General features: G+C 66.1%; 11 protein-coding genes. 10 read left to right on the top strand and 1 reads right to left on the bottom strand.

Going from position 1 to position 9,769, the window contains the following annotated elements; genetic code table 11:
- From DM816_RS36805 to DM816_RS36775, 7 genes are all read left to right on the top strand, one after another.
- On the top strand, positions 1-463 hold a 463-nt coding region (locus DM816_RS36805; protein WP_342768795.1), incomplete at its 5' end, for a transcriptional regulator.
- Positions 460-717, top strand: coding sequence for a hypothetical protein (locus DM816_RS36800; protein ID WP_162908203.1), 258 nt, complete (start codon positions 460-462; stop codon positions 715-717). The genes DM816_RS36805 and DM816_RS36800, both read left to right, overlap by 4 nt.
- A complete protein-coding gene (locus tag DM816_RS36795) occupies positions 717-2,909 on the top strand; it encodes a cell division protein FtsK (RefSeq protein ID WP_117215131.1) in 2,193 nt (730 codons plus the stop codon). Before DM816_RS36800 ends, DM816_RS36795 begins: the two co-directional genes overlap by 1 nt.
- A gap of 148 nt (positions 2,910-3,057) precedes the next feature.
- Entirely contained in the window at positions 3,058-3,324 is a 267-nt protein-coding gene (locus DM816_RS36790; RefSeq protein WP_162908202.1) for a hypothetical protein, read from the top strand.
- Positions 3,321-3,641 carry a hypothetical protein gene (locus DM816_RS36785; RefSeq protein ID WP_117215129.1) on the top strand — a complete coding sequence of 107 codons (321 nt, stop codon included), beginning with the start codon at positions 3,321-3,323 and terminating at the stop codon, positions 3,639-3,641. Before DM816_RS36790 ends, DM816_RS36785 begins: the two co-directional genes overlap by 4 nt.
- Positions 3,642-3,720: 79 nt before the next feature.
- A complete protein-coding gene (locus DM816_RS36780; protein WP_117215128.1) occupies positions 3,721-5,190 on the top strand; it encodes a DNA cytosine methyltransferase in 1,470 nt (489 codons plus the stop codon).
- Positions 5,191-5,316: 126 nt separating this feature from the next.
- Complete coding sequence (locus DM816_RS36775) at positions 5,317-6,216, top strand: bifunctional DNA primase/polymerase (RefSeq protein WP_117215127.1); 900 nt, start codon at positions 5,317-5,319, stop codon at positions 6,214-6,216.
- A 47-nt stretch (positions 6,217-6,263) separates the two neighbouring features.
- Here DM816_RS36775 and DM816_RS43190 read toward each other — a convergent pair whose 3' ends face one another.
- Positions 6,264-6,440: a hypothetical protein gene (locus DM816_RS43190; RefSeq protein ID WP_162908201.1), complete on the bottom strand. Its 177-nt coding sequence runs from the start codon at positions 6,438-6,440 to the stop codon at positions 6,264-6,266.
- 123 nt (positions 6,441-6,563) lie between these two features.
- On the opposite strand from DM816_RS43190, the gene DM816_RS36770 reads away from it, so the two are divergent.
- The 3 genes from DM816_RS36770 to DM816_RS36760 all read left to right on the top strand — a co-directional run bounded on the left by DM816_RS36770 (position 6,564) and on the right by DM816_RS36760 (position 9,627).
- Positions 6,564-7,880 (top strand): DUF3631 domain-containing protein, encoded by a 1,317-nt coding sequence (locus DM816_RS36770; RefSeq protein WP_117215126.1) that lies wholly within the window; start codon positions 6,564-6,566, stop codon positions 7,878-7,880.
- A 216-nt stretch (positions 7,881-8,096) separates the two neighbouring features.
- Positions 8,097-8,363 carry a helix-turn-helix domain-containing protein gene (locus DM816_RS36765; RefSeq protein ID WP_117215125.1) on the top strand — a complete coding sequence of 89 codons (267 nt, stop codon included), beginning with the start codon at positions 8,097-8,099 and terminating at the stop codon, positions 8,361-8,363.
- A gap of 22 nt (positions 8,364-8,385) precedes the next feature.
- Positions 8,386-9,627: a tyrosine-type recombinase/integrase gene (locus DM816_RS36760; RefSeq protein WP_246002570.1), complete on the top strand. Its 1,242-nt coding sequence runs from the start codon at positions 8,386-8,388 to the stop codon at positions 9,625-9,627.
- The last annotated feature ends 142 nt before the right edge of the window (positions 9,628-9,769 follow it).

The raw sequence follows: 9,769 nt of genomic DNA, 5'->3' as shown, positions 1-9,769 counted from the left end.
CCCGCCGTACCCCCAAGGGAGTCCTTTAATGCTGTCAAACCCTTCCGCTCTGGCTGCGTTCGGTGCCATCTTCGGCACCCTGTATGCCGCTCATCAGGTAGCCGACCACTGGGTTCAGACCCAGCACCAAGCCGACCACAAGGGCCTTCCCGGTTCGCAGGGGCGTGCGGCGTGCCTGGCGCACGTCGGCAGCTACACCATCACCTCCGCGGTGATGATTGCCGTGCTGGCAGGAGTGACCGGTATGACCATCACGTTTCCGTGGCTGGTCGTGGGCCTGTGGGTGTCGGCGGTGTCGCATTACGTCGCCGATCGGCGTGTCCCGCTGCGGCGTATGGCCGACAGGCTGGGCAAAGATCCCGGTTGGCTGGAACGCGGCGGCGGCCTCTACGCCCTGGACCAGGCATGGCATTACGGCTGGTTGTGGGTCAGCGCCCTGGTCATCACGGTAGGTGCCCGATGAGCGGCCAGCGGTGTGGGCAGTGCCCGGTGCTTCAGGCGGAGATCGTACGCCTGCGGGCGCGGGTGGCGCAGCTTGAACGGCTGGTGGCGTTCTGGCAGGGCTGGCTGGGCTGGCTCCGAGGCGCCGTGGACGCCACGGTGCGGTGGATGGACAAGGAGAACGCCCAGCCCACGATGTCGCGTGCCAAGCAGCTACAGGCCGTCTACCAGCGGCTTACCGACACACTCGACCAGTTGAACAAGGGGGTGAAGTAATGGCCGACAATTACCGGTTTCCGTTGCCCGACAACGACAACGGTCATGGCTGGCCACTGAACAGCGACGCCGGGTTGGGTATCCATCCCAGCCATACCAACGGCAACGGGCACAGCCCGAACCGCATCACCGGCCCGGATGTCAATGGCGACAACGACTCCAACGCCAGCGACGCCGAAACTTACACCGTCTACCAGCCAGGCAGGGGCGCCCCGGTGGACCCGCCGGCCACACCGGATGTGCCGTTGTCGTTGTCGTGGGCGGACTTGACCCGTACCAACACCAACCGGGTACCGATCATCCCGGCGTGGCTGACCAACCGGGCGCAACGCCGCGCCACGCTACGCGCCATCGGGTTCAACCTCGGCTATTGGCTGGCGTTCCACGCGATACGCAGCCCCAAGTACGCCCTCAAGGCGGGCGGGTATGCGCTGCTGGGCGTGTCGCGCATGGCGGGCAGGTTGCTGCGGTGGGCGACCGCCGAGCAGGGCAACTGGTCGTTGCGTCAGCACGCCGCCGACACCAACGACGCGTTCACCTGGCAGTCGTTGAACCGCACCCGCGCCCGTGAGGCCAAAGCCCGCTGGATCGTGGTCGCCTTCGGTGCCGTGCTGGCGGTGTGTGGCGGCATTATGTTCGCCGCGACCGCCGCCGACCAGATCCCCACGCCCGCCTGGTATGCCGTGCTGGTTGTGACGGTGCTCGTGCTGGCCCGGTTCGGCCGGCCCGCCGATAAGCCGATCACCGACCGGGTGACGGTCGGGCAGCGGTTCACGAAGCTGACCGCTGAGATGGTGCGTACCGCGTTGGTCTCGCTCAACCTCAGTGCGCTCAAGGAGCCTGGTCAGGTGGAGTTCGTACATCCTGGCATCCACCGTGACGGGCCGGGCTGGCTGGCGCGGGTGAACCTGCCCGCGGGCATGGAAGCCGTGCGGGTGCTCGACCGGCGCGGCGCGCTGTCCAGCGCGTTGCGGCTGCCGGTGGATCAGGTATGGCCCTCGGCCGGCCCCGACCACGCCGGGCAGCTCGACCTGTGGGTCGGGTATCAGCCTGCCTCCAAGATGGGCCAGCCCCGCTGGTCCCTCGCCGCAGACAACGCCGTCACGTCCGTGTTCGACGAGCACGAGTTCGGTACCGACGAACGGCAACGCCCCGTGCGTACCAGCATGTTCGCCCGTTCGTTCCTGCTCGGTGGCCAGCCCGGCTCCGGGAAGTCCTACGCGGCACGGAGTCTGGCCACGGTCGCGGCGCTCGATCCCACGGTGGAGTTCAAAATCGCGGAGTTCAAAGGCACCGGAGACTTTCTGGACTTCGAACTGTTGTGCTCCACCTACATCGTGGGCGTGGACGACAACGCCCTCGGCGCAGGTGCCCGCATCCTGACCTGGGCGTTGGCTGAGGCTGAGCGGCGTGGTAAGCGCATCCTGGCGTTCAAGAAGCGTGGCCTGGCCCCGGAAGGCAAGGTCACCCCGGAGTTGGCGCGCCAGCCGGGTTCCGGGCTGCACCCGATCGTGATCGTCCTGGACGAGGTGCATGAGCTGTTCGCCTGGTCGTCCGACGCCGCCGACGAGGCGGAGCGGGCGATCAAACGCGCCCGCGCTCTCGGGATCATCTTCGTGCTGGCCACGCAGATCCCGGACAAGACCTCGTTGCCACCCAACATCACCCGCTGTGTCACCAACCGGTGGTGCCTGTCGGTCAACGGGCAGGTGGAAAACGACATGATCCTGGGTACCGGGGCCTACAAACGCGGGATCACCGGCACCGTGTACCGGCCCGAGATCGACGCCGGATGGGGCGTCATGACCGGCCTGAAAACCCCGACCGGCGTGCGCAGCCAGTACCCGGACCAGGCCACCACCAAGGCCATCCTGGCACGGGCATTGGCGCTGCGCGGCGGCAAACCCGTTGGCGGCGCAGGAGACCTGCCGCAGGCACGTGACCTGCTCGCCGACCTGGTCGCGGTGTCAGCTTCCAACGGGCAGCATTGGGCGACCGCCGCCGAGCAACTCACGGCGCAGTGGCCGCACGCCTACCCGGCGATCACGCCGGAGGCGTTGTCGGACATGGCCCGCAAACTCGGCGTGCCTTCGGCCGACATCAAGATCGCCCGCCGTAACTGGAAAGGCTACCGCCTCGACACCCTGCGGCAGGTGATCGCCCAGCGCGTCAGCGCCGAGAAAGTCGAGTAGCGCCACAGGTAGCGGCACCGGGCAAGGTAGCGGTGCCGCTACCACCCCCGCTACCTCCACACACCGCATCCTACCTGCGCAAACACAGTGCAGGTAGCGGGTAGCGGCTACCGGAAACCCGGCCCGAATCCTGCCGTGGAGGCACCCTGTGACACCCACAATGATCGCTACCCTGACCATCCTGACCGCGATAGTCGTCTATGGCCTGCTGTGTTGGGTGGCCCCGTTCGGCAAGCATCACCGCTGCCGGGGTACCGGCGTGCGGCGCACCCTGCTGTTGCGGCGCATGACCACCTGCCGGGGCTGCAAAGGCTCCGGCCGTAAACGCCGCTGGGGCCGCGCCGCCTACGCCCAGCTACGCCAAATCGCCCACGACGCCGCCCGCGCCAAAGCCGCACGGGAACGGCAGCCATGAACGGCTGGCCTCACCCCGAATGGTGCGCGCAGGACCATCAGTGCACCGTCACCGGCACCAACCCGGCAGGGCAGCACCGCTCCCCGCCGATGCGCTGGAACACCGCCTACGGCTCGCTCGTGGCCGTGCGGGTGCAAGACCTCAACGGGCGCCACTGGATGGAACTGCGCGCCCATGTGCGCCTGGGGGAATCCGACCTGGCCACCCAGGAGCAAGCCTCGCAACTGGCGGTGCAGGTGGATCTGGCTGTTCGCCGGATCGCGTTGCGGCCCAAACCATCCCGGCAAGCAATCACCGGGAAGGCAAAGCCCAGATAGGCGCGCTCCGCGCGCTCACACCATGGCCAGCCCTCATCATCGACTGGCTTTCGTTCTGCCCCAACGGGAAAGGACTCCAATGAGCCTGACCTTCACCGACATCTTCTGCGGCGCCGGTGGTTCCTCCATCGGCCTGACCGCGGCCGGCCTGCAACTACGCCTGGCCGCCAACCACTGGCAACGGGCCATCGAAACCCACAGCGCGAACTTCCGCGACGCTGAGCATCTGTGCGCCGACGTCAACAACTACGACATGCGGCGCCTGCCCAGCACCGATGTCTTGTGGGCCTCGCCGATCTGCACGGAGGCATCACCGGCCGGTGGCCGCCCCTCGCGTACCTGTACCGTGCCTGGTCAGGGTGACCTGCTGGAGGCGTTCGGGCCGATCAGCCGTAAAGGATTCGAGCGCACCCGGGCCACGTTCTGGGACGTCATCCGCGCGACCGAGGTCCACCGTTACCGGGTGGTGCTGGTGGAGAACGTGCCTGACGTGGCGCGGTGGGAACTGTTCGACCACTGGGTTGCGGGCATGCTGCTGCTGGGCTACCGGGTGCAGTACGTGTCGGTGTCGTCGGCTCACATCGGCGACCAGCGCAACCTACACGCCCCGCAATGGCGTGACCGGCTCTACCTCGTGTTCACCCGCACCGGTATCGAGCTGCCCGACGTCGATCCCCACCCCGTGGCCTGGTGCCAGACCTGCTCGGTCGATGTGCATGCCGTACAGGCGTGGAAGAAGCCGGACCGGCGTCGTATCGGCAAGTACCGCCAGCAATACGTGTACGTGTGCCCCAACGCGGTATGCCGCAACAGCGTGGTCGAACCGTACGTGTTGCCCGCCGCCGCCGCCATCGACTGGAGCGACCTGGGCAGGCGGATCGGTGACCGTGCCGAACCCTTGGCCGACAACACCATGACCCGCATCCGTGCGGGCCTTTCCATGTTCGCCGACCGGCACGTACTGCTCACCGTCAACCACGCCGGTCACGACGGGCGAGCCCATCCGGCCGACGCCGCGCCGCTTCCCGCGCAGACCAAGCGGATCGGCAACGGCATCATCAGCCCACCCATGCTCGTACCGGCCGGTGGCACCTGGAACAACACCGCCTCTGCGGTCACCGCGCCGATGCGCACCCGCACCGCCCGTGAGGCCGAAGCTCTGCTCACCCCTGAACCGTTCATCGCCGTGCTACGCAAACACGGCACCGCACACAGCATCGACCAGCCCTTGCGCACCATCGCCGCCGGCGGGCATCACCACGCCCTGGTCGTGCCATACCGGCGTGGCAACAAGCCAACCACCACCGGCGACCCGCTGCGCACCATGTCCACCCGCGACTCCGGTGCACTCGTACAACCAGCGGTCGCCGTCGAAGACTGCCGGTTCCGGATGCTCAAACCACGCGAACAGCTACGCGCGCAACGCTTCCCAGACACCTACCAAGTCCTGGGCAACGTCGGCGAACAGACCATGCAGGCCGGAAACGCCGTATCGGCCAACGTCGCTCAATGGCTCGGCCAGCAGGTGACCACAGCCCTCGACCAGTAGACGACGGCTCGCGCCTGCTCGCCAGGCATCGGCTCTCATCCCCGACAGGCGCGCTCCGCGCGCTCGCCACCCACGGCCAGCCCACACCTTGGGCTGGCTTCCTTCTGCCCCACAGGAAGGAACCTCATGCACACCAACAACACCTTGACCGCCGCGCTCGGCTACGCCCACGCGGGCTGGCCGGTCTTCCTGCTCGGACGTTCAAAGCGTCCGCTGGCCAACTGCGCCAACTGCCCCAGTGATGCCAAGCCAGACACCCACGACCCGCAAGCCTGCCGATGCCTCACCTGCCACAGTTTCTACGCAGCCACCCGCGACCCCAAAGCCATCCGACGCATGTTCGCGCTCGTCCCATACGGAATGCTCGCTATCCGCACCGGCACGGCATCCGGGCTGGTCGTCATCGACATCGACCCCCGCAACGGCGGCACGCCATCGCTTGCCGCGCTACGGGAGCGGATCACGCTGCCACCAACGCGCTACGTGCGCACCGGTGGCAACGGCTGGCACCTGTACTACCGCTATCCCGGACACACCCGCATTTCCAGCGGCAAACACCAACTCGGGCAAGGCATCGACGTAAAAGCTGACGGCGGCTACGTGGTAGCGCCACCGTCTCTACATCCCAGCACGCGAGTGCCGTACGCGTGGGTCGATGAGTCCACCGCGATTATGGATATGGCCCCGGCGCTGGTAGATGCCTGTGTAGCTCACGTCCGGCGGCCCGCGCCTGCACAGCCCGCCAGCCCAACACCGCCCCCGCGCAGCGGGGGGGCCATATCCCATCCCGACCGGCTCATGGCCACGCTCCTCAACCGAATCCACGCAGCCCCTGAAGGCAGGAGACGCGTCACGCTCTACGGCTGCGCACGCGGTGCCGCTCTCATCGTTGCGGCAGGTCACCTCACCAGCAGCGACGCCTACAACACGCTCGTAGCGGCCTGCGACGCGGCCGGCTGGCCCTGGGCCAAGTCCACCCCCAACGCCATCCGCGACGGATTCGCCGCTGAAGGAGTGACCCTGTGACCCGGCCAGCTCATGCCCGAGCGGGTCAACGCGGGGACAGCGGCCTCCTACTCATCCTGTGCTGTAGCAGGCGTGAACCCGGGCTCACACAGCATCGCGATGTCATACCCACCGTCGCGGTCCACCAGCATGCCGCTGTCCCACGCCAGCTCGATGTCCTCAAGCCCTTTGTTGCGCACCATCCAGTCGTAGTTACGAAGCGCGATCACGGTCTCTTTCATCATGCCCGCGATCGTAATGCACTTCGTCGATCCCGCCCGCTCAATACCCCCTGGGCCGCAGGTCAGACCCGAACGCGAATGCCGCACCGCCATCACAGGCGGATTCCGTGATGAAGGAGTAACCCTATGACCCGAAAGACTCAACCCTCCACAGTGGACGGTGCTGAGCTGCTTGATCAGATGCGCGATACGATCAAGCGCTATGTAATCCTGCCCAGCGCCGAAGCGCTTGACGCAGTCACATTGTGGATCGCTGCCACCCATGCGCTCCCCGCGTGGGCGTGCGCGCCCCGGCTGGTCATCCGGGCACCGGAGAAGCGTTGCGGCAAAAGCCGTCTGCTGGACCTGGTGGAAGCCGCCTGCCATAACCCGCTGATCACAGTGAACGCCAGCCCGGCAGCGGTGTACCGGTCGATCGGCTCCGACAACCCACCCACGCTGCTCATCGACGAGTACGACACCATCTTCGGAACCGCCACCGCCGCAGGAAACGAAGACCTGCGCGGGCTGCTCAACGCAGGCCATCAGCGCAACCGGCCCGCAATCCGCTACGACGCCAACACCCACCAGGTGGAGAAGATCCCGACCTTTGCCATGGCCGCGATGGCGGGTATCGGCCCTGCCCCCGAAACCATTGAGGATCGGGCCGTGCTGATCCACATGCGCCGACGTAAAGCCAGGGAGAAGGTTCAGCCGTGGCGGGTCATGCGCGACCGGCCGCCCGTCGCCGCGCTCGGGGCCAATTTGCACACGTGGCTCACCAACCACATCGTTGACCTGCGCGAGGCGGTGCCACTTATGCCGGTCGAAGACCGCGATGCCGACACGTGGGAACCGCTGATCGCCCTGGCCGACCTCGCGGGAGGGCAATGGCCGATCCGGGCACGGACCGCCGCCGTCGCCCTCACCGGGGCACGGGAGGAACGTGCCGAGGCTAGCGATGGGGTCAGACTGCTGCGAAGCTGCTGGGCCATCTTCGAAGAAGCCGGCGGCGTGCATCATCTACCCACCGCGCACCTGCTCGAAAGGCTCAAAGCGATCGATGACGCGCCCTGGCAGGACCTTAACGCGCACCGCCTCGGTCGGATACTGCGGGAGTTTGGGATCACATCGAGCAACATCCGCCTTTCGATCGGACAGGTCAAGGGCTACTCCAAGGACCTGTTCGTCGATGCGTGGGATCGGTACTGCGACCTCGAATCACCAGACGGGTCCCGTCCATCCGTCCCAAGCGTCCCAAGCGTCCCCGCCCAGCTCACCCCTGGGACGCTTCAAAACGATGGGACGCTTCAAAGCGTCCCACTTCAAGATTCCGTCCCAGGGCTGACCTGCAATGCGACGCTTGGGACGCTTGGGACGGTTACCCCCCGCGCTCAGGGACATCCATCGACCGACGCGCATAGTCCGCATGGTCATCTACGGCTCGTTGACGGTGGCGCATGAGCCCCCAAACACACTCAGACCCATACAAAACCATTCGGCAATGGGAGATCTTGGCCCTATGGGGCTCTCAAGCCGTTTTCCGACGCTCCGTGTCCACAGCGGGGCTGAATACGAACGCCAAGCAACACACCGATCAGGCCCCGGCGTCCGCCTTGCCAAGCATCACGCCGAGGCCGCGACCCCCTTTAGCTACCAGCAGAAAGGAGTAGCCCCATCATGGCAATCGCCGCTGTCGAAGGGAACCACCCGGCCGAGGTAACCAGGACAAGTCAGAACCACGAGCTGGCGCTGTTGCTCAAGCCCGAGGAGGCAGCCAAGCTGCTGCGCCTTGGCCGCACGACCGTCTACGCACTGGTCAAGCAGAAGCGGCTGAAGGCGGTGAAGATCGGCAGTCTGCGCCGGTTCCGGCTGGCTGACCTCAAGGCTTACGTCGATCAGCTTGCGCAGGAAGGGGAAAGCGTCAATGCCGCGCAGGAAGCGTGAGGATGGTTCACGGGCGCCCAATATGACATCGTCCATCTACCAGGACAAAGACGGTAAGTGGCATGGGCGCGTGACTATGGGCGTACGGGACGACGGGAGGGCCGACCGTCGGCACGTCCGTGGCAAGAACGAAGCCGAGGTTACGAGGAAGGTTCGTAACCTGGAGAAGGCTCGCGACAGTGGCCACGTAACCCGCAACAGTCAGGCGTGGACCTTGGCTCAGTGGCTCCAGCACTGGCTAGACCACATCGCAGCCCCGGCTGTCAGGGAAAACACGCTGTCGGGCTACAGAGTCGCCGTTACGAAGCACCTCGTGCCCGGTATCGGCGCTCATCGGCTTGCCCGGCTCCAGCCAGAGCACTTGGAAAAGCTCTACGCAAAGATGATCGCCAATGGTAGCGCGGCGGCAACAGCACATCAGGCCCATCGAACGGTTCGAACGGCGCTCAACGAGGCGGTACGTCGCGGGTATCTCGCAACGAATCCCGCCCGGATCGCCAAGGCACCTCGTCTACCGCAGAGCGAAATTGAGCCCTACACAGTCGATGAGGTCAAGCAGCTCATCGCCGAGGCCGAGAACCGACGAAATAGCGTCCGATGGGTGATCGCCCTGGCGCTTGGCTTGCGGCAAGGCGAAGCGCTCGGCTTGCGGTGGCCCGACGTGGATCTAGGCAAAGGAGCGCTGACCGTGCGCCGTGCCTTGCAGCGTCCGCGCTGGAAGCACGGCTGCGGCGGGACCTGCGGAAGAACGATGGGAGGTCACTGTCCGGAGCGCGTCTCGACACGGGCAACCACGGCAGAGACCAAATCGTGGGCCGGGCGGCGGGTCATCGGCCTGCCTGACGAACTTGTCCCACTGCTCAAGGACCACAAGAAGCGCCAAGGCGAGGAGCGAGAGCTTGCCGCCAACCTGTGGCAGGGCGGCGATTGGGTCTTCACCACCCCGACTGGCGGGCCGCTGAACCCACGGACGGATTACACGGAGTGGAAGCGGCTGCTCAAGCGGGCTGGCATCCGAGATGGACGGCTGCATGACGCGCGGCACACGGCAGCAACCGTGCTCCTCCTGCTGGGCGTACCCGTCCGTGCGGTCGTGGGGATCATGGGTTGGTCTGATGGATCGATGGCGATGAGATACCAGCACCTTACGGCGGAGATCCACAAGGACATCGCGAAGCGTGTCGGCGGGCTCCTGTGGGCGCCTACAGAAGAAGATCAAGACGAAGGTGATGATGGCTCAGCGGGGACTCTCGTGCCTGCCTAACGGGGGCTATTGAGACCACATTTGAGACCAGATGCCAATGCCGGGTGTTCCGCAACTGCGGGCGCCCGGCATTTTTGCTGTTGAGAGCGGTGGCGGCGGGATTTGAACCCGCGGAGGGGTTGCCCCCTCACACGCTTTCGAG

Source organism: Allorhizocola rhizosphaerae (assembly GCF_003426775.1).
In the GTDB taxonomy this organism is placed as follows: Bacteria; Actinomycetota; Actinomycetes; order Mycobacteriales; family Micromonosporaceae; genus Allorhizocola; species Allorhizocola rhizosphaerae.
Note: the sequence above shows the minus strand (reverse complement) of the source record. Positions and strands in the feature narration are given on the sequence as shown.